This is a genomic window from Bacillus sp. ISL-46, from assembly GCF_018613205.1.
The window spans coordinates 1-25,356 of sequence record NZ_JAGGQR010000070.1 but is presented as its reverse complement, the minus strand read 5'-3'; the positions used below and the strand labels follow the sequence as shown (position 1 = coordinate 25,356).

29 protein-coding genes are annotated in these 25,356 nt (G+C 37.5%); 28 read left to right on the top strand and 1 reads right to left on the bottom strand.

The features are described from left to right. Nucleotides 1-182 precede the first annotated feature (182 nt). Nucleotides 183-323: a YpzI family protein gene (locus J7E67_RS27260; RefSeq protein ID WP_214717117.1), complete on the bottom strand. Its 141-nt coding sequence runs from the start codon at nucleotides 321-323 to the stop codon at nucleotides 183-185. Between the two features lie 108 nt (nucleotides 324-431). Here J7E67_RS27260 and J7E67_RS27255 point away from each other — a divergent pair, with 108 nt between their 5' ends. The 28 genes from J7E67_RS27255 (at nucleotide 432) to ypjB (ending at nucleotide 25,306) form a co-directional block, all read left to right on the top strand. Next, nucleotides 432-1,040, top strand: a complete 609-nt coding sequence (locus J7E67_RS27255) for a YphA family membrane protein (RefSeq protein WP_088088808.1) — start codon at nucleotides 432-434, stop codon at nucleotides 1,038-1,040. A 221-nt stretch (nucleotides 1,041-1,261) separates the two neighbouring features. Continuing rightward, a complete protein-coding gene (gene der, locus J7E67_RS27250) occupies nucleotides 1,262-2,572 on the top strand; it encodes a ribosome biogenesis GTPase Der (RefSeq protein WP_088088807.1) in 1,311 nt (436 codons plus the stop codon). Between the two features lie 24 nt (nucleotides 2,573-2,596). After that, complete coding sequence (locus tag J7E67_RS27245; RefSeq protein WP_214717116.1) at nucleotides 2,597-3,652, top strand: NAD(P)H-dependent glycerol-3-phosphate dehydrogenase; 1,056 nt, start codon at nucleotides 2,597-2,599, stop codon at nucleotides 3,650-3,652. Nucleotides 3,653-3,957: 305 nt separating this feature from the next. Beyond that, nucleotides 3,958-4,143, top strand: coding sequence for a DUF2768 domain-containing protein (locus J7E67_RS27240; protein ID WP_088088805.1), 186 nt, complete (start codon nucleotides 3,958-3,960; stop codon nucleotides 4,141-4,143). A gap of 34 nt (nucleotides 4,144-4,177) precedes the next feature. Further along, nucleotides 4,178-4,888, top strand: a complete 711-nt coding sequence (locus J7E67_RS27235; protein ID WP_214717115.1) for a hypothetical protein — start codon at nucleotides 4,178-4,180, stop codon at nucleotides 4,886-4,888. 285 nt (nucleotides 4,889-5,173) lie between these two features. Continuing rightward, nucleotides 5,174-6,652 (top strand): stage IV sporulation protein A, encoded by a 1,479-nt coding sequence (spoIVA, locus tag J7E67_RS27230; RefSeq protein WP_098931601.1) that lies wholly within the window; start codon nucleotides 5,174-5,176, stop codon nucleotides 6,650-6,652. 394 nt (nucleotides 6,653-7,046) lie between these two features. Further along, nucleotides 7,047-7,319: a non-specific DNA-binding protein Hbs gene (gene hbs / locus J7E67_RS27225; RefSeq protein ID WP_024030636.1), complete on the top strand. Its 273-nt coding sequence runs from the start codon at nucleotides 7,047-7,049 to the stop codon at nucleotides 7,317-7,319. A gap of 152 nt (nucleotides 7,320-7,471) precedes the next feature. Then, nucleotides 7,472-8,038, top strand: coding sequence for a GTP cyclohydrolase I FolE (gene folE, locus J7E67_RS27220; protein WP_168244925.1), 567 nt, complete (start codon nucleotides 7,472-7,474; stop codon nucleotides 8,036-8,038). 32 nt (nucleotides 8,039-8,070) lie between these two features. Then, nucleotides 8,071-8,307: a trp RNA-binding attenuation protein MtrB gene (gene mtrB, locus J7E67_RS27215; RefSeq protein WP_088088801.1), complete on the top strand. Its 237-nt coding sequence runs from the start codon at nucleotides 8,071-8,073 to the stop codon at nucleotides 8,305-8,307. A gap of 213 nt (nucleotides 8,308-8,520) precedes the next feature. Continuing rightward, nucleotides 8,521-9,342 carry a heptaprenyl diphosphate synthase component 1 gene (locus J7E67_RS27210; protein ID WP_308160751.1) on the top strand — a complete coding sequence of 274 codons (822 nt, stop codon included), beginning with the start codon at nucleotides 8,521-8,523 and terminating at the stop codon, nucleotides 9,340-9,342. Between the two features lie 7 nt (nucleotides 9,343-9,349). Next, a complete protein-coding gene (locus J7E67_RS27205) occupies nucleotides 9,350-10,054 on the top strand; it encodes a demethylmenaquinone methyltransferase (protein ID WP_214717114.1) in 705 nt (234 codons plus the stop codon). A 42-nt stretch (nucleotides 10,055-10,096) separates the two neighbouring features. Then, on the top strand, nucleotides 10,097-11,059 hold the full coding sequence (gene hepT, locus J7E67_RS27200; RefSeq protein ID WP_214717113.1) for a heptaprenyl diphosphate synthase component II: 963 nt from the start codon (nucleotides 10,097-10,099) through the stop codon (nucleotides 11,057-11,059). A 99-nt stretch (nucleotides 11,060-11,158) separates the two neighbouring features. Continuing rightward, nucleotides 11,159-11,605: a nucleoside-diphosphate kinase gene (ndk, locus tag J7E67_RS27195; RefSeq protein WP_214717112.1), complete on the top strand. Its 447-nt coding sequence runs from the start codon at nucleotides 11,159-11,161 to the stop codon at nucleotides 11,603-11,605. Nucleotides 11,606-11,770: 165 nt separating this feature from the next. Further along, entirely contained in the window at nucleotides 11,771-12,943 is a 1,173-nt protein-coding gene (gene aroC / locus J7E67_RS27190) for a chorismate synthase (protein ID WP_214717120.1), read from the top strand. Further along, the gene (gene aroB, locus J7E67_RS27185) at nucleotides 12,943-14,013 is read left to right on the top strand and encodes a 3-dehydroquinate synthase (RefSeq protein ID WP_214717111.1); all 1,071 of its coding nucleotides are present in this window, start codon (nucleotides 12,943-12,945) and stop codon (nucleotides 14,011-14,013) included. Before aroC ends, aroB begins: the two co-directional genes overlap by 1 nt. Nucleotides 14,014-14,027: 14 nt before the next feature. Next, nucleotides 14,028-14,399 carry a chorismate mutase gene (gene aroH / locus J7E67_RS27180; RefSeq protein ID WP_214717110.1) on the top strand — a complete coding sequence of 124 codons (372 nt, stop codon included), beginning with the start codon at nucleotides 14,028-14,030 and terminating at the stop codon, nucleotides 14,397-14,399. A 54-nt stretch (nucleotides 14,400-14,453) separates the two neighbouring features. After that, nucleotides 14,454-15,551, top strand: coding sequence for a histidinol-phosphate transaminase (gene hisC / locus J7E67_RS27175; protein WP_214717109.1), 1,098 nt, complete (start codon nucleotides 14,454-14,456; stop codon nucleotides 15,549-15,551). A 27-nt stretch (nucleotides 15,552-15,578) separates the two neighbouring features. Then, the gene (locus J7E67_RS27170; protein ID WP_214717108.1) at nucleotides 15,579-16,685 is read left to right on the top strand and encodes a prephenate dehydrogenase; all 1,107 of its coding nucleotides are present in this window, start codon (nucleotides 15,579-15,581) and stop codon (nucleotides 16,683-16,685) included. 27 nt (nucleotides 16,686-16,712) lie between these two features. Beyond that, on the top strand, nucleotides 16,713-18,002 hold the full coding sequence (gene aroA / locus J7E67_RS27165) for a 3-phosphoshikimate 1-carboxyvinyltransferase (protein WP_214733195.1): 1,290 nt from the start codon (nucleotides 16,713-16,715) through the stop codon (nucleotides 18,000-18,002). 226 nt (nucleotides 18,003-18,228) lie between these two features. Beyond that, nucleotides 18,229-19,131, top strand: coding sequence for a hypothetical protein (locus J7E67_RS27160; RefSeq protein WP_214717106.1), 903 nt, complete (start codon nucleotides 18,229-18,231; stop codon nucleotides 19,129-19,131). A 21-nt stretch (nucleotides 19,132-19,152) separates the two neighbouring features. Then, the gene (locus J7E67_RS27155; RefSeq protein ID WP_214717105.1) at nucleotides 19,153-20,418 is read left to right on the top strand and encodes a tetratricopeptide repeat protein; all 1,266 of its coding nucleotides are present in this window, start codon (nucleotides 19,153-19,155) and stop codon (nucleotides 20,416-20,418) included. Nucleotides 20,419-20,450: 32 nt separating this feature from the next. Continuing rightward, nucleotides 20,451-21,017: a ReoY family proteolytic degradation factor gene (locus J7E67_RS27150; RefSeq protein WP_168244913.1), complete on the top strand. Its 567-nt coding sequence runs from the start codon at nucleotides 20,451-20,453 to the stop codon at nucleotides 21,015-21,017. Nucleotides 21,018-21,141: 124 nt separating this feature from the next. Beyond that, nucleotides 21,142-21,606 carry a YpiF family protein gene (locus J7E67_RS27145; RefSeq protein WP_214717104.1) on the top strand — a complete coding sequence of 155 codons (465 nt, stop codon included), beginning with the start codon at nucleotides 21,142-21,144 and terminating at the stop codon, nucleotides 21,604-21,606. 143 nt (nucleotides 21,607-21,749) lie between these two features. Next, nucleotides 21,750-22,256, top strand: a complete 507-nt coding sequence (locus tag J7E67_RS27140) for a QcrA and Rieske domain-containing protein (protein ID WP_251027032.1) — start codon at nucleotides 21,750-21,752, stop codon at nucleotides 22,254-22,256. 2 nt (nucleotides 22,257-22,258) lie between these two features. Next, the gene (gene qcrB / locus J7E67_RS27135; RefSeq protein ID WP_026563914.1) at nucleotides 22,259-22,933 is read left to right on the top strand and encodes a menaquinol-cytochrome c reductase cytochrome b subunit; all 675 of its coding nucleotides are present in this window, start codon (nucleotides 22,259-22,261) and stop codon (nucleotides 22,931-22,933) included. A 63-nt stretch (nucleotides 22,934-22,996) separates the two neighbouring features. Continuing rightward, complete coding sequence (locus tag J7E67_RS27130; protein WP_088088787.1) at nucleotides 22,997-23,770, top strand: menaquinol-cytochrome c reductase cytochrome b/c subunit; 774 nt, start codon at nucleotides 22,997-22,999, stop codon at nucleotides 23,768-23,770. A gap of 81 nt (nucleotides 23,771-23,851) precedes the next feature. Beyond that, nucleotides 23,852-24,445, top strand: coding sequence for a lipoprotein heptaprenylglyceryl N-acetyltransferase LhaT (gene lhaT, locus J7E67_RS27125; protein WP_214717103.1), 594 nt, complete (start codon nucleotides 23,852-23,854; stop codon nucleotides 24,443-24,445). A 66-nt stretch (nucleotides 24,446-24,511) separates the two neighbouring features. Next, on the top strand, nucleotides 24,512-25,306 hold the full coding sequence (ypjB, locus tag J7E67_RS27120; protein WP_251027031.1) for a sporulation protein YpjB: 795 nt from the start codon (nucleotides 24,512-24,514) through the stop codon (nucleotides 25,304-25,306). The last annotated feature ends 50 nt before the right edge of the window (nucleotides 25,307-25,356 follow it).

Genomic DNA, 25,356 nt, shown 5'->3' with positions numbered 1-25,356 from the left:
GGGCTTAAGCGCCGAGGAGGCTCCCCGCTACGCCCGCGGAAAGCGAAGCGCCTGGAGCGCAAATCAACAAACAAATTAACAAAGACATAAAAAAGACTGCCGGCAAACCCAAGTTTTTCGGATTTGTCGACAGTCTGAAAGCTCCCGCAACCGCGGGAGCTTTTTGTAGTTATTTTCTACAGTTATTTTTTTCCGTCGTTTAACCCCCGTGCCTCTTCCGGGCCTGATAGCTTAGTAGCACCAGGGTAGTGCAAAGCCTGATCACGATCTGACTCCACTCTGCTGCTTTCGCGTAACTTTTTTTCTTGTCGGTCTTTTCCCATTCCTACACACCTCCTCTTAATAAGATGATTCACACAGGAAATATTATTCAAGGAAGTATGAAACTACATAAAGATTACCAATAATGAAAATAATAGGAGGTGTATGAGTTGGAAGGGTTAATCTTTTATTGGAGCTGTTGGGCCTTTTGGATTTACTTAACATTTATCTTAGAAAAACAAAACCCATTTCGAGTTAAACTTGCTGCTATCGTTTTAATTGCACTAATATTATCTAACATTCAATTTATGGTAGGTGAATTTGAAATACAAGCAAGTGGATTATTTATTTTAGGTATCTGTTATTTATTCATAAGCCAGGAAAAACGAGGAGGAATAATTTACTTTTTTATTTGTTCATTCATAATAACAATTGCATATGTAACCTTCCATTTATTTGAGATATTTGATCCAATTTGGATCGTTTTTAAAAAGGAATGGATGATGGGTATAGCATTGTGGTATTTAGCCATACTATTGCAAAAAACTTTAAAAGGGAGATTGATCATAATTTTTGCAGGTGGAATGCAGGGAGAGATTTTATATGCCTATATATTAAATAAATTCCAATTTCCCTATTTGATTGGGGAATTTGCCTATTTAGATGTTTGTTCGTTAACGGCACTTTTGCTTGCAGGATGGAGTACATTGGAAAACGCTGGTACAATATTGCAAAATCATTTTCATTTCTTTGAAAAAGGAAAGCAAAAATCCTCGTAATTTAGAATCTTGTCAAGCTTCCCCATTGCGGGAAAGGAGTATCATTGATAATATAATATAGTTAGGCCCTTCTAGATGACAGAAGGGTTTCTTTACTTAATAAGAACTATAGGGAATTATCCCGCATTAACGGGAAGTAAGACCCCCATGAAGGAAGTTTCACTCTATGCTAACATACTAAATTGTATTTGATTATAGAAAAGAAAGGATGGCGATTGTAATTGGTTAAACCTGTTATTGCCATTGTAGGACGGCCCAACGTAGGAAAATCAACTATTTTTAATCGAATTGTCGGTGAACGTATTTCCATTGTTGAGGACATTCCAGGAGTTACAAGAGATCGTATTTATAGTTCAGGTGAGTGGTTAACACATGACTTTAACGTGATTGATACTGGTGGTATAGATATTGGTGACGAACCTTTTTTAGAGCAAATCCGCCAACAAGCGGAAGTGGCGATTGATGAGGCTGATGTTATTATCTTCTTAACAAATGGACGAGAAGGGGTAACAGCAGCCGATGAAGAAGTGGCAAAAATATTATATAAGTCTAAAAAACCGGTTGTATTAGCTGTAAATAAAATAGATAATCCTGAAATGCGTGAAGATATCTATGATTTTTATTCATTAGGGTTTGGTGAGCCTATTCCAATTTCAGGGGCACATGGACTAGGGTTAGGTGACTTATTGGATGAGGCAGCAAGACATTTTCCAAAAAACAAACCTATTGAATATGGTGAAGATGTAGTCAAATTTTCCTTAATTGGGCGGCCAAATGTAGGGAAATCCTCATTGGTAAATGCTATATTAGGCGAAGAACGTGTAATCGTAAGTGATATTGCCGGTACAACTCGTGATGCAGTCGATTCTCCATATACATTTAATGGGGGAAAATATGTCATAATTGATACAGCAGGAATTAGGAAAAAAGGGAAGGTATATGAGAGCACGGAAAAATATAGTGTCCTCCGTGCACTAAGGGCAATTGAACGTTCTGACGTTGTTCTTGTTGTCATTAACGCCGAAGAAGGAATCATTGAACAGGACAAAAAGATAGCTGGGTATGCACATGAAGCTGGCAGGGCTATCGTTATTGTTGTAAATAAGTGGGACGCTATTGAAAAAGATGAGAAGACCATGAAGGAACTTGAACACAAGATCAGGGAACATTTCTTATTTCTTAGTTATGCTCCAATTGTGTTTTTATCCGCAAAAACAAAAAAACGAATCCATACACTTCTACCAATGATCAACACTGCTAGTGAAAACCACTCGATGAGGGTTGAAACAAGTGTGCTTAATGATGTCATCATGGACGCAGTAGCAATGAATCCGACCCCAACAGACAATGGCAGACGCTTAAAATTATATTATACAACCCAAGTGGCTGTTAAACCGCCAACCTTTGTTGTGTTTGTAAACGAACCTGAATTATTGCACTTTTCCTATGAACGCTTCCTAGAGAACAGAATTAGAGATGCTTTTGGATTTGAAGGAACTCCTATCAAAATTTTTGCAAGAGAAAGAAAATAAAAGATAAGGTGGGTGTGATTTAAATTGAATGCTACTAAAACTGCAATAGCTGTTATCGGAGCAGGAAGCTGGGGAACCGCATTGGCAATGGTACTTGCAGACAATGGACATGAGGTCCGTCTTTGGAGCCATAACGAGGTTCAGGTGAAAGAAATTAATGAAGAGCACACAAATAAGAAATATTTGCCTGAAATCGTTCTTTCAGAATTAATTGTGGGGTATGCTTCATTAAGTGATACATTAGCGGGAGTGGATACAATTATATTAGCTGTTCCCACGAAAGCAATACGTGAGGTAATTGGAAAAATTCGTGCTGTGCAAGCTGGTCCGATTTTGATCGCACACGTAAGTAAAGGAATCGAACCTGATTCATTAATGCGTATATCAGAAATAATAAGAGAAGAAATGCCCAAAGAATTGCTAAAAGATGTCGTTGTTCTGTCTGGTCCTAGTCATGCTGAAGAAGTAAGCCTTCGTCACCCAACAACGGTAACCGTTACTTCAGAAAATATGGTTGCCGCAGAAAAAGTACAGGATTTATTCATAAACAACAATTTTCGAGTGTACACGAATTCAGATATTATCGGTGTTGAAATAGGTGGTGCATTAAAAAATATTATTGCACTTGCAGCGGGTATTACAGATGGGCTTGGTTATGGTGATAATGCAAAAGCAGCCTTAATGACACGCGGATTAGCTGAAATTGCTCGTCTAGGTACCAAAATGGGAGCCAATCCATTAACTTTTTCAGGCCTAGCAGGAATAGGTGATTTAATTGTTACATGTACAAGCGTCCATTCAAGGAACTGGAGAGCGGGAAACCTATTAGGTAAAGGGAAAACCCTTAATGAGGTTTTGGATAACATGGGGATGGTTGTAGAGGGTGTGAGAACCACCAAAGCGGCTTATCAGTTAGCGAAAAAGTATGATGTAAACATGCCAATAACCTTTGCGCTATATGATGTCTTATTTAACGGGAAGAACGCAATAGACGCTGTAGATGTATTAATGGCACGTGGAAAGACCCACGAAATGGAAGATTTGGTTAATGTTTTAGATGAAAGGAATATTGAAGACTAAAAAATGTCCCAAATGGAATTAAATAGGGGCGGGCAGTGTTACTGCTCATGAATATTTTTATTAATAAATAGGCGTTCTAAAGAGGCGCTTTGTGTCTAGATTGCATACAATGCAACGAAGCAACCTGGTAGTTTGACGCTGGAGTATGGGTTATTTAGTCTTTAAAGCTGAAGTAAAGAATTCGCCCCTCTTTACTTCAGTTTTTTTTTGGTGAGGAAGAGAACATGAAAGTTTTTAGTTTAAAATTTTTCTAGAAAAGTTATAGCTTGTGATATAATTAATTTTCGAAAAAGGGGGAGTTTAGTGTGTCACCAGCAATGTTTAAAATGTGGGTGTCGATTGCTGGAATGGGGTTTATGTTCCTTGCGATTATGACAATTTATTTCAGCAGATATAAGTTAAAAGGAGTATTTCGAATTATTACAGCAATTATCGCTTACTTATTAATGATTGTTTCTGGACTAACGCTTCTTATTGTTTTCTTAACATAATCGGGGTTAAATACATAAATAAAGTGGTGATCAAATGAAATGGAATGTGCTCGGTTGTTTTCTAGCTTTAACCGCTTTTTTACTGGCAGGATGCATGTATCCTCAAGAGGAATTAGCGAAGAATCAAATCCCTTATCAAGATCAAATCCAAGCTGTTCAAACCGCTGTGGATGCCTTTAGAGAGGAAAATAGCGGAATCCTTCCAATAAAAACAAAAGAAGCAGAAACGCCGATTTATCAGAAGTATCCAATTGAATTTAAAAAAATCACTCCAAAATATATCGCGGAGCCACCAGGAAATGCTTATGAAAATGGGGGGGGCTTCCAATATGTACTCGTAGATGTGGAGACCAAGCCGACTGTAAAATTATTTGATTTAAGAATAACAGATGTGATACGAGATATTAAATTACGAATTAAAACAAAAGGGTATCCACCATATAAAAAGCAAATTGCTAAAAATGTTTTTTCCCTTGATTTTAAACAGCTAGGATATAAAAAAGATCCTTTCATTGTCAGTCCGTTTTCTAATCAAAATTTATCTTTTGTCATAACTGGGAGTGCAGAAGTATATGTAGATTATCGCCCGGATTTATACCAAGCAATGAAAAAAGCGGACGAGAAGGTAAAATCAGGGGAGGATATTCGCTCAATTTTAGTGAATGATTCAATGTTTGTGCCTGCCTATTCCTTGCCGTATACATGGGATTCTAAGACGAAAGAACCAGTATTTTTAGAAGAATAATGTGCTTATTCTTATATTTAGTCATAACCCTTTTCCTATGAAATATATTGTAGGAGAAGGGTTTTTTTGCTAATGCCAAAGAAAAACATATATTGAAACCCTCCATTATATCAAATGTTCAGACACTACAGATACAAGAGAACCTAGTGAATTTTTAATAAGGGGGTAAAAAAGTTTTCGAAAAGTGTCATAACATTATAGGACAACGTCATAAACATATACTGTCCAAAAATACCTAAAATGGATGTTTAATCCCACTTTACTCTATGATCGGGAGGGGATCACTTGGAAAAGGTTGATATTTTTAAAGATATTGCCGAAAGAACTGGCGGTGATATTTATTTAGGGGTAGTAGGAGCAGTACGGACTGGAAAATCTACATTTATTAAAAAATTTATGGAGCTGGTCGTGTTACCGAATATAAACAGTGAAGCTGAGAGGTCACGGGCACTGGATGAACTGCCTCAAAGCGCTGCAGGAAAAACAATTATGACAACTGAACCAAAATTCGTGCCTAATCAAGCAGCAACTGTTCATGTTGATGATGGATTAAATGTCAATATTAGGCTAGTTGATTGTGTTGGTTATACAGTGCCAGGTGCTAAAGGCTATGAGGATGAAAATGGCCCAAGAATGATTACTACCCCATGGTATGAGGAACCAATTCCTTTCCATGAAGCTGCTGAAATTGGCACTAGGAAAGTCATTCAGGAGCATTCCACTATTGGTGTGGTTGTTACAACGGATGGGACAATAGGTGAGATTCCAAGAAGTAACTATATTGAGGCAGAAGAAAGAGTTATTAACGAACTGAAGGAAGTTGGCAAACCGTTCATCATGGTTGTTAACAGTGCGCAGCCCTACCATCCAAGCACTGAAACGCTAAGATCGAGTTTAGCAGAAAAATATGATATCCCGGTAATTGCCATGAGTGTTGAAAGTATGCGCGACAGTGATGTTCTGAATGTCCTCCGTGAAGCACTTTACGAGTTCCCTGTACTTGAAGTCAATGTGAATTTGCCAAGCTGGGTTATGGTTCTAAGAGAAAACCATTGGCTTCGTGAAAGCTATCAAGATGCGGTCAAGGAAACTGTAAAAGATATCAAGAGATTAAGAGATGTTGATCGAGTTGTCCAACATTTTAGTGAGTTTGAATTTATTGAAAGAGCTGGATTAGCAGGAATTGAAATGGGCTCAGGGGTTGCTGAAATTGATTTAATTGCCCCAGATGAATTGTATGATGATATATTAAAAGAAATCGTTGGGGTAGAAATCCGTGGGAAAGATCATCTGCTCGAATTAATGCAGGATTTTGCCCATGCCAAAGCAGAGTATGATCACATTGCTGATGCCTTAAAAATGGTGAAACAAACGGGTTACGGAATTGCCTCACCAACACTTTCTGATATGAGTCTTGAAGAGCCGGAAATTATTCGTCAAGGTGCCCGGTTTGGCGTAAGGCTTCGTGCCGTAGCACCATCGATTCATATGATCAAAGTGGATGTAGAATCTGAATTCGCCCCAATTATTGGTACGGAAAAACAAAGTGAGGAGCTTGTAAGATACTTAATGCAGGATTTCGAGGATGACCCGTTATCCATTTGGAATTCAGACATCTTTGGCCGCAGCTTAAGCTCCATTGTTCGTGAGGGTATCCAAGCAAAGCTGAGCTTAATGCCAGAAAATGCAAGATATAAACTTAAAGAAACGTTAGAGAGAATTATCAACGAAGGCTCAGGCGGATTAATTGCCATTATTCTATAGGCTCTGACTCCTAATCGGGGTCTTTTTTTTGTGGAAATGAGGGTGTCGTATTTTTGGTTTCACGGACATTAGTGAGAAAAATCTACCAAAATGGGCAAAATAAGTAGAATTTTGTTGAACAAAAGAAAAGATTACCATTATTTAATGAAATCTTCTTGATAAGCTGAATTGATTATGATAATCTTTAAACTGAATTACGTTATAGTGTTTGAACCCTTATTTCATAAGGGTTTTCCTTAAAAAAATAGATTTGAGTTACCAATTTAGCTATTTATGGTTACTTTGGTAATAAAACCGAGCTATGACGTATAGAAATCAGAAAAATTGTTTAGAAATGTAGATAAGTAATCTTATTTACGAATCTTGATAATTTCTTTGGGAGGAGGTGAATGGCATGAACAAGACAGAACTTATTAATGCAGTTGCTGAAGCAAGCGAGCTTTCAAAAAAGGACGCTACTAAAGCAGTTGATGCTGTTTTTGATGCGATTTTAGATGCTTTAAAAAATGGTGATAAAGTACAATTAATCGGTTTTGGAAACTTTGAAGTACGTGAGCGTGCAGCTCGTAAAGGTCGTAACCCTCAAACAGGTGAGGAAATCGAAATCGCTGCTAGCAAAGTTCCAGCTTTTAAACCAGGTAAAGCGCTTAAAGACGCAGTAAAATAATTACATAAATTTATTGCTAGAGGCGAATGCTTAAGTAAAAAGGTCATGGTAAAGTCCATGGCCTTTTTTCTACTTTTTTGCTTGAACTAAAAAGATTGTGCTAATATGTATTTGTCATATATACTTGACTGAACAATAGGGGGAATTTTAATATGTCACAAGTGAATCGTGCCCAAATTGAAGAAGCGGTACGTTTAATATTAGAAGCAATCGGTGAAGACCCAAACCGTGAAGGACTGCTTGATACACCTAAACGTGTAGCAAAAATGTATGAAGAAGTTTTTAGTGGATTAAATGAGGATCCGAAGAAGCATTTTGAAACCATCTTTAGTGAAGATCATGAAGAATTGGTATTGGTTAAAGATATCCCTTTTTATTCTATGTGTGAACACCATCTCGTTCCTTTCTTTGGTAAAGCACATGTAGCCTACATCCCGAAAAATGGTCGTGTTACTGGATTGAGTAAATTGGCAAGAGCTGTAGAAGCCGTAGCAAAAAGACCTCAACTCCAAGAACGGATTACATCCACGATTGCTGATAGCATGATGGAAAAATTAGAACCGCACGGAGTGATGGTGGTTGTCGAAGCAGAACATATGTGTATGACCATGCGCGGTGTAAAAAAGCCAGGGTCTAAAACAGTAACCACTGCAGTCCGCGGTGTTCTTGCTGACGATGCGATTGCTCGGGCTGAAGTGCTATCTTTAATAAAATATTAGTCTAATTTTCCTAAAGTATTTGAGGTGATCAAATGGAAAAACGCTATCCACAAAATAGTGAGTATGTAGTTATTAAAGCGATTGATGATGGTGTCAGTGTTATCGGCTTAACAAGGGGCACAGATACAAAATTTCATCATTCTGAGAAGCTGGATAAAGGAGAAGTGCTTATAGCTCAATTTACTGAGCATACTTCTGCTATAAAAATCAGGGGAAATGCGAAAATTCTTACTCATCTGGGTGAAGTAGAAAGTGAATTGAAAAAATAAGATAATCAGTTCGATTCACATTGTTTTCATCTTATTTCATATGAGCGTAAATGATTATTTTGTGAATTTCTGCCTAAAGAAAACCTTTTATGATATAATGGTGTCTGCCTTGTTTTTAGAGAATGGTTAGGCTTTTCTTTATTAAACGGCATGAATTTTACTATGCAAATAGGAAATAAGAATACATAAAGACATTACTTCGGGGAAGCAAGGGTGATTAAATTGCTGGACATTCGACAAAAATTCACAAATATTAGAGAGCAGGTCGAAAAAAGAGTTTGTGACACATACTTGCTTAATTATATTGAAATTCCGATTATAGACGAAGATAAACTGCTTCTTCTAGTCTCAATAATGGATCGCCTCGAATTGTCATACAGTGATATGCAGAACTACGCCTTGTCAACAATGTTAATTCAAATTGCCCTTGATACCCATGAACATATTACAGATGCATCTGTAGAGGAAAAAAATCGTCAATTAACCGTTCTAGCAGGCGATTATTTTAGTGGCTTATATTATAAGCTTCTAGCAGATTCGGAAGATATATTGATGATCAAGGCACTTTCTAGAGGAATTAAAGAAGTCAATGAAAATAAAATTTCTGTATATCAAAATGAAATTTTAGACATAGAAGAGCTAATGACAAGTATTGGGCTGATTGAAAGTTCCTTACTTGCCCATCTTTCCGAATATTTTAAAGTGGATTTATGGAATGATTTTCTAGAAAACCTGCTTTTATTTAAACGTTTACTTCATGAAAAACGTCAATTTTTACAAACAGGAAGTTCCGTATTGTTCGAAGCCCTAAAATCAATTGTTTTCCCAATCAATAATAATAAGGCGAAAGAGTTGTCTAGGGAACAGCAAAATCACTTATTTCTGTGTTGCGACCATCATCTGGAAAGGTCAAAAGAAGTTATTGAAAAGGGATTAGAACAGTTGCCATACTTAAATGAATTACTTGAGAAAAGGATTGTATCAATCTTAAGCCAATACCAGCCAAATGCAAAAACTTTTGTGGAAGAAGGGTAATAAAAACATGCAGGAATCGAAAGAACAGCGAGTTCACAATGTGTTTGAAAAGATATCTGATAACTACGATAAAATGAATTCTGTTATCAGTTTTCAACAGCACATCAAGTGGCGGAAAGACACGATGAAAAAAATGAATGTGCAGCCTGGTTCAAAAGCTCTCGATGTTTGCTGTGGTACTGCTGATTGGACAATAGCCTTAGCAGAAGCGGTTGGTCCAACAGGTGGAGTTACTGGATTGGATTTTAGCCAAAACATGCTCAATGTGGGTATTGATAAGGTTAAAGAACTCGGGTTAAAACAGGTCAAGTTAGTACATGGGAATGCAATGGAACTCCCTTTTCCAGATAATAGTTTTGATTATGTAACGATTGGCTTTGGTTTAAGGAATGTCCCTGATTACCTGCAAGTTTTAAAAGAAATGCACCGAGTAGTAAAGCCAGGTGGAATCGCTGTCTGTCTAGAGACATCACAACCTACACTAATTGGCTATAAACAGCTCTATTATTTTTATTTTCGCTTTATTATGCCGATGTTTGGTAAATTGCTTGCAAAAAGCTATCGAGAGTATGCTTGGCTTCACGAGTCAGCACGTGATTTTCCAGGGATGAGGGAGCTTGCTAAAATGTTTGAGCAAGCCGGCTTCAAAGATGTGAGATACAAACCATATAGCGGCGGTGCTGCAGCTGTACATATTGGTAAAAAAAATTAATTTATTGAACTCGAAGACAGGATGAAAAGCTGGTGAATTCAAATGAAATTAAAAATGATGTATTCATTTTTGAATTCGGATATTAACTTGATTGAAAAAAAGTTAGAAGAGACTATAAAGGCAGATTCCCTTCTGCTTAGACAGGCTTCTATGCATACATTACAAGCCGGCGGGAAAAGAATTCGTCCTGTTTTTGTTTTGCTTGCAGGAAAATTTGGTAAATATGATATCCATGTGATGAAGAATGTTGCTGTTGCGCTTGAATTAATTCATATGGCATCACTTGTCCATGATGATGTGATCGACGATGCTGATCTTCGCCGTGGCCAGCCTACCGTGAAATCCAAATGGGATAACAAAATTGCCATGTATACCGGTGACTTTGTTTTTGCTCTAGCGATTGAATTGATGACTAATATCGAAAATCCCGAAGCCCATAAAATTTTAGCCAATACGATTGTTGAAGTGTCAGTAGGTGAAATTCAACAAATTAAAGATAAATATCGCTTTAATCAAAATCTGCGAGATTATCTCCGCAGAATTAAGAGGAAAACTGCCCTGTTAATTGCAGTTAGCTGCCAATTGGGAGCTATAGCTGCAGAGGTTGAAGAATCCATCCATAAAAAACTTTATCGGTTCGGGTATTACGTCGGAATGTCTTATCAAATAATTGATGATATTTTAGACTTTACCTCAACTGAGAAGGAACTTGGGAAACCTGCTGGCGGAGACCTAGTGCAGGGGAATGTTACTGCCCCAGCTCTTTACGCAATGGAAAATGATGAAATCCGTAATGAAATAGAAAAGGTCAATGAGGAAATGGATGCTCATGAAATAACAAAGATTATTTCGTTAATTAAGCAATCAGGAGCAATCGAAAAATCATTCGCACTAAGCGAACTTTACTTACAAAAAGCTTTAGCAGAATTAGAGGGGATACCTGCGAATAAAGCAAAAAAAACCCTAAACGATATTGCAAAGGTTATTGGGAAACGAAAATTCTAAACAACTTGTTAAATTTTCAAAAAAGTGATAATATTTTTCATGGATTGTTTCTTAAATACAATCAATATACATAATAATTAATTTTTAGGAGTGGAATTCATGGAAAAAACATTTTTAATGGTAAAGCCCGATGGTGTACAGCGTAACCTAATTGGAGAAATCGTCGCACGTTTTGAAAGAAAGGGCTTTCAATTAGTTGGAGCAAAGTTAATGAGCATTCCCAATGAACTAGCTGAAGAACATTATGGTGAGCACAAGGAGCGTCCTTTCTTCGGTGAATTAGTAGATTTCATCACTTCTGGTCCTGTTTTTGCAATGGTCTGGCAAGGTGAAAATGTCATCGCTACTGCCCGCCAAATGATGGGTGCTACCAATCCAAAAGATGCTGCACCAGGTACTATTCGCGGTGATTTTGGTTTAACTGTTGGTAAAAATGTTATTCATGGCTCAGATTCACCTGCGAGTGCAGAGCGTGAAATTGGCTTATTTTTTAAAGATTCTGGTGTTGTAGAATACAATAAACTAGTTAACGAATGGATATATTAATTAAATAAGAAGAGGCACTTGTATAGCAATTATACAAGTGTCTTTTTATTTCTCTATATTAATTTAATCCTTATTTTCTGAATTGTTATACTATGTTTATTGGGCACTATATGGTATATTGATAAAAAAATTCTTTAATGAGTTGAAGGGGGAAAGAGTATGGGAATGAGATACTTAACAGCAGGAGAATCCCACGGGCCGCAATTAACAACAATATTAGAAGGCCTCCCTGCTGGAATGCCATTATTATTAGAAGATATAAATGAGGAATTATCCAGGCGCCAAAAAGGGTATGGCCGTGGAAGAAGAATGCAAATTGAAAAGGATACAGCCCAAATCGTTTCGGGAGTCCGTCACGGCTACACTCTTGGCTCTCCTATAGCATTAGTAGTTCAAAACAATGACTGGAAGCATTGGACGAAGATTATGGGAGCGGAGCCCCTAGATGAAGGCCAGGAGGATGAAGTTAAACGTAAAGTAACTCGTGCCCGTCCTGGTCATGCGGATTTAAATGGTGCGATTAAATATGGACATAGGGATATGAGAAATGTCCTTGAACGTTCTTCTGCACGCGAGACAACTGTTAGAGTCGCTGCAGGTGCTGTTGCCAAGAAACTTTTATCATTGGTAGGAGTTAAACTAGTTTCGCATGTGGTTGAAATCGGTGGAATAAAAGCTAATGTCAATCGTTCTCTTACTTTTGAGGCCTTAAAGGACATGACAGAAAATTCTCCTGTTCGATGTGCTGACCCTAATGTGGAAAGCGATATGATGGCTGCCATTGATGAAGCGAAGAAAAATGGTGATTCGATTGGCGGGGTCGTAGAAGTGATTGCGCAAGGTATGCCAGCTGGAGTTGGAAGTTACGTGCACTATGATCGTAAATTGGATGGGAAATTAGCCGCTGCCATTATGAGTATAAATGCGTTTAAGGGTGTAGAAATTGGCATTGGTTTTGAGGCCGCTAGCAAACCGGGAAGCGAAGTCCATGATGAGATAGCTTGGGATCAAGAAAAAGGATATTACCGCAAGACCAACAGACTGGGTGGCTTTGAAGGTGGAATGACGACTGGCATGCCAATTGTTGTCAGAGGTGTGATGAAACCAATCCCCACATTATATAAACCACTGATGAGCGTAGATATTGATACTAAGGAGCCATTTGCTGCGAGCGTTGAACGCTCAGACAGTTGTGCTGTACCTGCTGCTGCAGTGGTTGCAGAGAATGCTGTTGCATGGGAACTTGCAAACGCCCTGATTGAACAATTTTACAGCGACCGCTTTGATGCTTTTGCTACTGAAATAAAAAGGCAGAGAGAATATGCGAGGGATTTTTAATGGAAACCATTCAAATCCAAACAGCGTCAAAAAACTATAATGTATTTGTGGGGGAAGGTGTAAGTAAGGAGCTTGGCCCTTTTTTGGAGAATCATTTTGAGGGTCTAACCAGAATATTAATTATTACAGATGAAACAGTTGCTAAGCTGCACCTAGAAAAATTATTGTTTGAGCTTAAATCGTTTGATCCCGTAATTTTTACTGCCCCTAGTGGCGAAAAGGCAAAAACCTTTGAAGTTTATTATTCTGCGCTTTCAACTGCTCTTGAAAACCGACTTGACCGCAAATCTGTTATACTTTCATTTGGCGGCGGTGCAGTAGGAGATTTGTCAGGATTTGTTGCCGCCTCTTTTATGAGAGGTATACCTTTTATTCAAGTCCCAACAACCATATTAGCCCATGATAGTGCTGTTGGCGGAAAGGTAGCGATCAATCATCCACTCGGGAAAAATATGATAGGAGCCTTTCATCAGCCAGAAGCCGTCTTTTATGATTTAGAATTTTTAAAAACACTTCCTGCTCATGAAATTCGTTCGGGATTTGCAGAGGTTATTAAACATGCACTTATTGATGATTCCGATTTTTTTGATTGGCTGAAAGAAAATGTGGAAGACCTTCAAACCTTATCTATGGAGTTGTTATCGGAATCCCTAATAAAAGGGATAAAGGTAAAAGGTAAAATCGTTAGTCAGGATGAAAAAGAAACTGGAATTCGGGCTTACTTGAATTTAGGTCATACGTTAGGTCATGCTATTGAATCAGAAATGGGTTATGGGAATTTTACTCATGGGGAAGCAGTAATGGTAGGGATGATTTTTACATTAAAGGTAAGTAAAAAATTACTAGGGCTTTCATTCGATTTAGAAGAATTCACCAACTGGATTGAAGGACTTGGGTATGAATCGAAAATACCTGAAAATCTATCTCATGAAAATTTAATTAATAAAATGAAGCAGGATAAAAAATCTGTTTGGCATTCGATTCGTTTTGTATTACTCGAACAATTGGGTCAGCCAGTCCTAAAGGAAATATCAGAAACAGTTTTATTTGAAGAGTTAAAAAGTTCTTAAAGGGGGGTCTTGTCTTGATAAGAGGGATGAGGGGAGCAATCACAGTTAATCAGAACACAGAGGAAGCAATTATTACTGCCACAGAAGAACTGCTGGAGAAGATAATTGAGGAAAACCATATCCAACCTGAATTAGTTGCATCTGTTTTCATTTCAACAACAGAGGATATTAATGCGGTATTCCCGGCAAAGGCATTGCGTAAATTTGAGGGGTGGACTTACGTTCCTGTCATGTGTATGCAGGAAATGCCTGTTCCAAATTCCTTGAAAATGTGTGTTAGAATCATGATGCATGTAAATACAACACAATCTCAAGAAGATATTAACCATGTATACTTAAAAGGGGCTAAAGTCCTTAGACCCGACCTAAGCAATAGTTTAGCGTAATGGGAGGATCTTTTTGAAAGATAGAATACGTCTACAAGAATGGAGTGTATAAATATGAGATGGAAAGAGCAGTTATTAACACTGACTCCCTATCAACCAGGAAAATCAATAGAGGCAGTAAAGAAGCTATATAAACTCGACCAAATTGTAAAGCTAGCATCAAATGAAAATCCTTTTGGATGTTCAGAACAGGTGTTGACCGCTCTTCAATCGAATCAAACAAGTTTAGCGATTTACCCTGATGGGTACGCTACAAATTTAAGAGAGACACTTGCTTCATTTTTACAGGTTGACGAGGATGAATTAATATTCGGTAATGGTTCAGATAATCTTATCCAAATAATTTCTAGGGCACTTTTACATCCGAACGCCAATTCAATTATGGCGACACCTACCTTTTCACAATATAAGCATAATGCTGTTATTGAAGGGGCAGTTAGTAAGGAAGTGCCGCTACTAAACGGAGAACATGATTTAGAGGCAATGCTTGCAGCTATTGATGAACAGACCAATGTTATTTGGCTATGCAGCCCTAATAACCCTACCGGTACATATATACCAGAAAATAAATTAATCGCTTTTCTAGAAAAGGTTCCATCAGATATTCTGGTTGTATTGGATGAAGCCTATTTTGAATATGTTGTTGCTGATGATTACTATGATTCCGTTAACCTAGCTCGTAAGTATGAAAATTTAATTGTCCTAAGAACTTTTTCTAAAATATATGGACTTGCTGCCTTGAGAATTGGATATGGGGTTGCCAATCGCTCGATTATAAAAGCGCTTGAACCTGCAAGGGAGCCGTTTAATGTTAATTCTTTAGGTCAATTAGCAGCATCTACAGCAATCAAGGACCAGGAATTTATAAAAGTCTGCAAAGGAAAAAATAGGCAGGGGCTTGAACAGTTTTATCAATTCTGTGGTGAGAATGAACTTGATTTTTATCCATCACAAACTAACTTTATTTTAATTGATTGTAAAATGGATGGGGATCAGGTTTTCCAACATTTATTGGAGAGAGGATATATCGTCCGTTCCGGAAAAGCTCTTGGTTTTCCAACCGCTGTAAGAATTACAGTAGGCTCCTATGAACAAAATGTCGGTGTCCTAAAAGCACTTGGAGAATCCTTAGCTATTAGTAAAACAGAGTAGTGCTTTGTTGTTTAGGGGGAGTTATCATTGAAAGGCCGTGTATTTGTAATTGGCTTAGGATTAATTGGCGGTTCTCTAGCCCTTTGTATAAAAAAGGAGCATAAGGATGTAACTATTGTTGGATTTGATATTAATAGTGAACAAGCAAGGCTTGCAAAAATGCTTGGGGTCATTGATGAAATAGCTGAAGATATTTACAGTGGTGCAATTGACGCTAATTTAATTATTATTTCTGCACCTGTAAATGAAACAGAGGAAATTATTCAGTTCCTTGCGGGCCTCCCTCTCCATCCAGAGGTAATCGTGACAGATACAGGTAGTACAAAAAGCAAGATTGTCGGAAGTGCCAAGAGCCTAAAGGACCGAGGAATCACCTTTATTGGCGGGCATCCAATGGCGGGCTCCCATAAAAGTGGTGTATCTGCTGCCAAAGAAATATTATTTGAAAATGCCTTTTACCTGTTAACACCGCAAGAACATGTAGAAAATAAAAAGGTAGAATTATTAAAAGTATGGTTATATGGCACCAATGCCAAGTTTTTAACTATTACTCCAGAAAACCATGATTATCTCACAGGAATTGTCAGTCATTTTCCCCATATCATTGCTGCCTCTATTGTTCGCCAAACTGAAAAACTAGCAGAAGCAGAAAGTCTTATTCCACGACTAGCAGCTGGCGGATTTAGGGATATAACTAGGATTGCTTCGAGCAGCCCAAAGATGTGGAAGGATATTCTCCTGCACAACCGTGAAATCTTAATTGAATTACTCGATCAATGGCAAGAAGAAATGAATGGGGTTAAAACATTACTTGAAAATGAAAATAGTTCTGCAATTTACGACTATTTTCAGCAAGCAAAACAATTTCGTGATGGCTTGCCACTGAAAGAAAAAGGTGCGATTCCGGCATTTTATGATTTATTTGTCGATGTTCCAGATTACCCGGGTGTGATTTCGGAAATTACTGGCTATTTAGCAAAGGAAGAAATTAGCATTACAAATATTCGGATTCTAGAAACACGAGAAGATATTAATGGAGTCTTAGTGATTAGTTTTCAAACCGAAGAGGATCGGCAAAATGCTGAACGCTGTATTGGCAGTTATTCCAACTATGCAACATCTATTGGTTCCTAAAATGATATGAATAAAAGGTGATTTTTCATGACGTCATTAAAACTTAAAACTAACATAAATGGTTTAAATGGTAAGATAACAATTCCAGGGGATAAATCGATTTCGCATAGATCTGTTATGTTTGGTTCGATCGCATATGGTGAAACCAAGGTAACTAATTTCTTGCCTGGAGAAGATTGCTTAAGTACAATTTCATGCTTTCGAAAACTCGGAGTTACTATTGAGGAATCTGATAATCAACTTCGCATTATTGGAAAAGGTTTTGAGGGATTAACTGAGCCGACTGAAGTACTGGATGTTGGTAATTCAGGAACAACGATCCGTTTATTAATGGGTATTTTGGCAGGAAGACCATTTTTCTCATCTCTTGTGGGCGATGAGTCAATTGGAAAAAGGCCAATGACCAGGGTTACGAACCCATTATCAGAAATAGGTGCAAGAATAGATGGGCGAAAAGAGGGTTCCTTCACTCCGATTTCCATCCGTGGTGGTGGGCTAAAACCTGTGCAATACCAGCTCCCAGTTGCTAGTGCACAGGTAAAATCTGCTCTTATCCTTGCGGGACTGCAAGCAGAAGGACAAAGTATTATTATCGAGCCAGAGGAAACTCGCGACCATACTGAAAGAATGATCAAAAAATTTGGTGGGGAAATCCATAAGGATAACCAAAAGATTATGGTTAAGGGTGGTCAAAAGCTGACAGGAACGGCGATTCATGTACCTGGGGATATATCGTCTGCAGCGTTCTTTCTTGTCGCTGGTGCTGTTACTCCTGACAGTGAAATTGTTCTGAAAAATGTTGGCCTAAACCCTACCAGAACGGGCATTATCGAGGTAATGAAAAAGATGGGCGCAGACTTAGAGATTGTTCAAAATGAGGAAACCTCTTTTGAACCATTTGGTGACCTCATTATAAAGACATCCAGTCTCAAAGGTACAGTCATTGAAGGTGACTTAATTCCAAAATTAATTGATGAAATACCAATTATTGCCCTTTTAGCAACACAAGCTGAAGGGACGACGATTATTAAAGATGCTGAGGAATTAAAAGTTAAGGAAACAAATCGAATAGATACAGTGGTTAATGAGTTGAAAAAATTAGGTGCTAAAATCGAAGCGACTGAAGATGGAATGATTATTTACGGGAAATCCGTATTAAGCGGTGGAACGGTTTCAAGTCATGGCGACCATCGGATTGGGATGATGCTGGCAATAGCCGCACTCCTATGTGAAAATGAAGCAGAACTAGTGAATCCCGAAGCAATTTCAGTTTCTTATCCTAACTTCTTTGCTCATTTAAACAGTCTCATTAAGTAAAGCTGCGTTTTAATGCAGCTTTTTTTTTATTTTAAGGCTGTGTTAATGGTCATTCTTGATTTTATAGCCAAGTTGATTGGAGCGGAAATCAACAGCTAAGATTAACACAGCCTATTTTTAAATGAATTTGATTTTGTTAGAATGTCATAGTTTATTGATTATGCGCATAGCTTGTCATAAGGAAATAAAGTGAAAGCTTGCAAAGAAAAGAATAGGGTGGTGGACGATGTATATCATTGAAAATGCCAATCTCCTTAAAGACAAGCAGTTGAAAACATGTTCGCTATTAATTAGTAAAAATCGCATAGCTAAAATTGATTCGCATTTTAGTCATTATAGACTGATAAAAATGAATGCTGGTCCATTTATCATGACCCCGTCATATGTCCTTTTTAATTCAAATATCCCACAAATTAAATCCTTTCAAGAATTAAAAAGGTGTCTGATTAAGGAATTTATGTTGAAAGGATGCACCACCTTATTTACCTATGTAAATGTTTCCTATGAAAATGAATTAACCACTAAAATTACCGAACTAAAAACGGCTCTATTAAGTAGTCCTATTGACTATTTAATAGGGGTAAGAGTACCGATTCGATTGTTAACACAATCGTTTATTAGGAAATGTAAGAAGGAAAAAATACCAGCAATTTTTGTTGACCTGCAAAACTTTGATGAATTAGAAAAAATACCTTGGGGCTGGATTAAAGAAGCCATGTTTCCGTTCAACAGTCCTTTAATTCCAATAATTTCTTCCGTCCAGAAGAAGGAAGTTAAGACAGTTTTGTCGAAATGGAAAGGTATCATGAAAAGAGAAAATATCCCTGCACTATACGAAGAAATAGAAGAAAATTACCCATTGACTATTACTGTATTAAATAAAATCGGTTTATACCCTCAAAAAGCTAGTTTAATGAGTGGTACTGAGGTAAGTTATAATCTATACACAAAAATAAATGAGATCAAGAATATTGATGAAGTGAATTTATTTCATTATCATGGTGATAGACTCGTAGTGACTGTTCACAAGGGAACGGTTCAACGTGCAGGTGATAAAGTGATATTTAAACCTGGTAATGGAGAACATGTTAGGGTGCAAACCCCATCTTATTTTTCTCTGTCAATCTAGGAGAACGAGAGGTAAGTGTCAATGGAAAGAGTAAATAAAATTATTAACATGTTAGAAAACGGCCAACATAATGATGCTTTAAATGAATATAATGTTGTATTAAAAAGTGGAATGCCAGATGAGAAATTCCTTCTAGGAGAAGAAATGTATCAATATGGTTTCCTTGATGAGGCAAAGGCATTAGTTGAAAATTTGTTAGAGATATTCCCTGAGGAAGGTGAGCTCCTTGTTCTGCTAGGTGAAATATTAGTCGAGGCTGGGGAAGATGAAGAAGCGATACTTGTCCTTGAAAAGATATCAGAACATGATGCAAATTTTGGACAATCATTACTCTTGTTAGCCGATCTTTATCAAGTTCAGGGTTTATATGAAGTTTGTGAACGAAAGCTTCTAAAGGCAAAGGAGATATTGCCTGATGAAGTTATCATAGATTTTGCATTAGGTGAACTTTACAGTGAACAAGGTGAAATATCAAAGGCAATGGATGCGTATGAAAAGGTTTTAAAAGAAGTAAATGAAATAGCTGGAGTGAATATTGACCAACGGATTGCAGACCTTTTAAGTGCATCTGGAATGTTTGAGGAATCCCTGGTTTATTACGAGAAGGCAATTAATGAAAAATTAGAGATTAACACGTTATTCGGATACGCTTTTACAGCCCTTCAGGCTGGATATAATCGAACTGCAATAGAAAAATTCATTGAATTAAAAGCGCTAGATCCTGAATATCATTCACTTTATTTACATCTTGCGTTAGCTTATGAACGGGAGGAAGAGCTTGAGAATAGTTTACTCACGATTCAAGAAGGCATAAAACAAGATGAATTTAATAAAGAGTTATTTTTCTTTGGTGGGAAAATTGCCATCAAGTTAGGAAAAGTGGAGGAAGGAGAAAAATATTTTCGTGAGGCACTTGCCCTTGATCCAGGATTTACAGAAGCTGCACTAACATTAAATAAGCTCTTTTTCCTCCAAGAAAGATATGAGGATGTCATTGAGTTAATTGCTCAACTTGACATTAAGGAAGATGAAGAACCCCAGCTCTTATGGGATTCTGCACTTAGCTTTCATAAGTTAGAAAAATTTTCTTACGCATTAGACAAATATGAAAGTGCATATACTTTTTTTAAGAAAAATGAAACATTTTTACATGATTACGGTTATTTTTTAATTGAAGAAGGAAAAACCGACCGCGCTGCCGAAATTTTTAAACAACTGCTTAATGAAGATCCAACAAACGTCGAGTATTTGGATTTACTTGAACGTCTTACAGGGTTGAAAGATTAAAATAGCTGATTCTGCAGAGGAGGGAAACTATCATGGCAACCCCTGTTTCTGTCAACGAGAAGAAGGACTTTATTCGCTGGTTTCTAAATCATTATCAATTAAAAAGAAGAGAATGTGTATGGATCCTCAACTATCTTATGAGCCACGATCAACTGATGGAAAAGGTTCATTTCGTTGAGCAAGCACAGTATTGTCCGAGAGGTTTGATTATGTCTACACATTGTGTGGATAAAGTTCCGTTTCGATTCTATAAAGAAAATGTGATGACGACGGACGCAGAAAAATCCTTTCACGATATTCGTTTAAATCGAGACGAGGATATTTTTATCCAATTAAACTTTCATGCTGCCAATCAGGCACACCAGTATGCTGCTGTTCTAGAAGAAAATTTATACGTTCCTAAACATTTGCAAGTAAATGAAAAGGATGGAATCGTTGCAGAACAATTACTGCAGCACAGTATCGAACACTTTCAACGTGAGAAAATTCTTCAATTGATTGACGAGGCACTAGATAAACACGATCGCAAAGCTTTCCTAAGCTTAACGCAAAAATTAAATAATCTGACAATGACTGAACAAAAAGGAAGTTTGCGATAAGCAGCTTCCTTTTGTTTGTTTTTTTCTTTCATAAGAATTTTACTAAATATTCCTCTTTATCTTTTATTGTTAATGTGGAAAATGATATTATATTAATAGTGAAATTAAAGGTTGGTGCAAAGATATGAAGTGGATACCTCAAGATATTGAGACGTATTTGAATGCCAAAGAGTATGTGGACACAGCTGTTGTTCCGTTATTTTCAGTTTCCATAGGGGGGGAGATAAAGCAGTCAGCGGCATCAGCAGAGTTTATCACTTTATTAACAGGCTATTTAGAAAGGCAATTTACGGGAAGATTAATATTAATCCCGCCATTTACATATCTAAATTCCAAAAATGGTGAAAGTACCTTAAGTGATTTGAAGGATTGGGAGGCTAGCCTAGCAAAGGGGGAGTTTAAACATATTTTTTACATAACATCAGAAATAGAGTGGAGAGCACGGGAAAAAGAACTACATGGCACGGTAATTTGGCTTCCTTCAATCCCGCTTGAGCATATGAATGATTCGCAAAAAATAGGAGTTATTGATAGTCAAGTTAAGCAGCTCTTAGTTCTCTTTACGCAAAAATGGCATGAAAATCAGTAAAACCAACGATAATATATGTTTTTAAAATAGTATGATATTGACCTAACATGAAGATTGATATATCATTGTTATGTCCTAGTTTTATATGTGTTAAATTATTGTCCGATGGACTTAACTTCGTGAATAGAGGGGGGGATATAAGCATGAGTAAGCAACGCGTTTCAAGACGTCAATTTTTAAGTTACACCCTAACAGGGGTAGGCGGCTTCATGGCGGCTGGTATGCTAATGCCAATGGTAAGATTTGCAGTTGATCCTGTTTTAAAGGCTGAAGAAGGCGGCGATTTTGTTGCTACAAAGCAAAAGGTATCTGATTTAACAAAAGATCCAGTTAAAGTTGACTTTACCTTTAAACAAAAGGATGCCTGGTATGAGTCAGAAGTAACGAATATTGCCTGGGTTTATAAGGATGATGCGGGGAAAATTGTAGCCCTTTCGCCTACTTGTAAACATTTGGGTTGTACTGTTAACTGGAATACTGACAAGGAACATCCAGGTCAATTCTTCTGTCCGTGCCATTATGGCCGCTACGAGAAAAACGGTAAAAACATTCCAGGAACACCGCCATTAGCACCACTTGATGTATATCCATTCAAGGAAAAAGATGGTTATCTTTATCTCGGTAAAGCTCAACCACGGAAGGAGGCGTAACTATGTTAAACAAAATTTACGACTGGGTAGATGAACGTTTAGATATTACGCCTTTGTGGCGCGATATCGCAGACCATGAAGTACCTGAGCATGTTAATCCAGCGCATCACTTTTCAGCGTTTGTATATTGCTTTGGAGGTCTTACTTTCTTCGTAACCGTAATTCAAATTCTTTCTGGTATGTTTCTAACCATGTACTATGTACCAGATATTAAAAACGCATGGGAATCTGTTTATTATCTTCAAAATGAAGTTGCTTTTGGACAAATTGTACGTGGAATGCATCACTGGGGTGCAAGTTTAGTACTTGTAATGATGTTTTTACATACTCTACGCGTCTTTTTCCAAGGTGCCTATAAAAAACCTCGTGAATTGAACTGGGTTGTCGGGGTACTTATTTTCTTCGTCATGCTTGGCTTAGGTTTTACAGGGTACCTATTACCTTGGGATATGAAAGCGTTATTCGCTACTAAAGTAGGTCTGCAGATTGCCGAAGCGACACCATTCATCGGTACTCAAGTTAAGGTTTTACTTGCTGGTCATGAACACATTGTTGGTGCTCAAACATTAACCCGCTTCTTTGCAATTCATGTATTCTTCCTGCCTGGTGCATTGCTTGGACTAATGGGAGCTCACTTCTTAATGATTCGTAAACAAGGTATTTCCGGACCACTATAAAACGGTTTTATTTTAATCGCAGTTTATTTCTATTAACTACGGAAAAAGGAGGGGGATTGCTCGATGCATCGCGGTAAAGGTTTAAAGTTCGTTGGTGATTCACGTGTTTTAGCACCATCTGAACGAAAAAAAATGATTCCGAAAGATTACTCTGAATACCCTGGTAAAACAGAGGCGTTTTGGCCTAACTTCCTTTTGAAAGAATGGATGGTAGGAGCAGTATTTCTTATCGGCTTTTTATGTTTAACAGTTGCCCATCCGGCTCCGCTTGAAAGGATAGCGGACCCAACTGATACTGGGTACATTCCATTACCTGACTGGTATTTCTTGTTCTTGTATCAATTATTGAAATATACATTTGCATCTGGTCCATACACTGTAATCGGAGCAATGATTATACCAGGACTTGCTTTTGGAGGGTTATTATTAGCTCCGTTCCTCGATTCTGGTCCGGAACGACGTCCAATGAAGCGTCCGATTGCAACTGCAGCTATGCTATTGGCACTAGCTGCCACCGTATATTTAACTTGGCAATCTGTTGCGACACATGATTGGGCAGCTGCTGAACGCCAAGGTAAAATTGTTGCAAAAGTAGATATTGATAAATCTAGTGCCGGCTATAAAATAGCTAGTGCCAATACATGTATTACCTGTCATGGTGAAAACCTTTCAGGCGGTGCTGGTGCACCCGCACTAGTCGGTACAGGCTTAAAACCAGAAGAAATTGCAAAGATTGCCAAAGAAGGTAAAGGCGGTAAAATGCCAGCCGGAATCTTCAAAGGGACTGACGAAGAACTTAAAACGCTTTCTGAATTTATCTCTGGCCTTGGTAAGTAATAATCGAATGATAAAAAGCTGACGAAAGATCGTCAGCTTTTTTCTTCATGATAAAATAACAAACATAAAAGGAGAGTTTTTGTGCGTTGGATCTATCCTCTCTTGGCAAATCGATCGATTATGAAGCTGTTATTGATTGTTAATATTGCCGGAACAATCTATGGGTACTACTGGTATGGGTGGCAGCTAAAGGAGACACCTGCAATTTTTCTCCTGTTTGTTCCTGACAGCCCGACGGCTAGTTTATTTTTTGTTTTTGTTCTAGTTGCATTTCTATTGCGGAAAAATTGGCCCTTAATAGAGGCGCTAGCAATTGTCACTCTCTTTAAATATGGAATTTGGGCAGTAGTAATGAATATCCTTGTCTATTTTGTTCAAGGGGAACTAGATGCGGTTGGCTATATGTTAATCATGTCCCATTTCGCAATGGCTGTTCAAGGTATTTTATATGCTCCATTTTACAGATTTAAATGGTGGCATTTAATTCTAACAGCTATTTGGACACTACATAATGATGTTATTGATTATGTTTTTTTCATGTTGCCAAGCTATCATATGCTAGATCGCTATACACCACAAATTGGCTATTTTACTTTCTGGCTTTCGATTCTTTCGATTGGACTAGCCTATTATTTTTCAATTCGTCCCAAAAGTTACAAACTTGAAATAAAATAATCCCAGATGGTCTAACCTTGTCCACCCCTACATACATTTTATTAGTAGTGAAAGGGGGGACAAGGATTGAGAAACAAATGGTTTTTTTTCTTTGCAATTATCATGATGCTTACTCCCATAACTGTAAATGCAGAACAACAATCGCCAATGGAGAAGCTTGATGATATATCAGATGAAGCTCTCCAAATGGTGAAGTTTCATAGATATGAAGATGCTAAAAGAATGCTTGATTATTTTTCGGATCAATTCACAAGCATTACCGGTAATGAACCGTCGCTAACAATGGATGAAGTAAGAATAATTAATACCTCCCATGATGAAGCAGTGGAAGCAGCAGTTAGTTCCAACATGAAATATGAGGAACGAATAAATAAATTAGTCAAATTTCGTCTTGTCATTGATGCCATTGCAACAAGTCACCAACCATTATGGATTGAAATGGAAGATCAAATAATGACAGCTTTTCATCAAGCAAAAGATGCTGCAATTAAGGGTGATTCAGGGCACTTTCATTCAAACTTTAATTCCTTTTTATCCTTGTATAACGTGATCTATCCGAGTATGAAAATTGATGTGTCTGTAGAAAATGTTCAAAGACTAGACGCACGGATCGATTTTATTAATGAATACCGTTCCCAAGTGGTTAATGATTCTAAAAGCCAACAGGAGTTGGAAAAACTTGATACGGACTTAGTTAATCTCTTTTCTAACATGGAAGAGGATGAGGCAGATCCAAACATTTGGTGGGTTATTATTTCGACAGGAAGCATTATTATCATGACATTATCCTATGTTGGCTGGAGAAAGTATCAAGGTGACAAGAATATGAAAAAAGACCGTTCGAGAGACTTAAAGGATTGATCTAAAAGTTAAAAAAAGCAATGTCCAAAAGTAATATGGTACCTATAGAT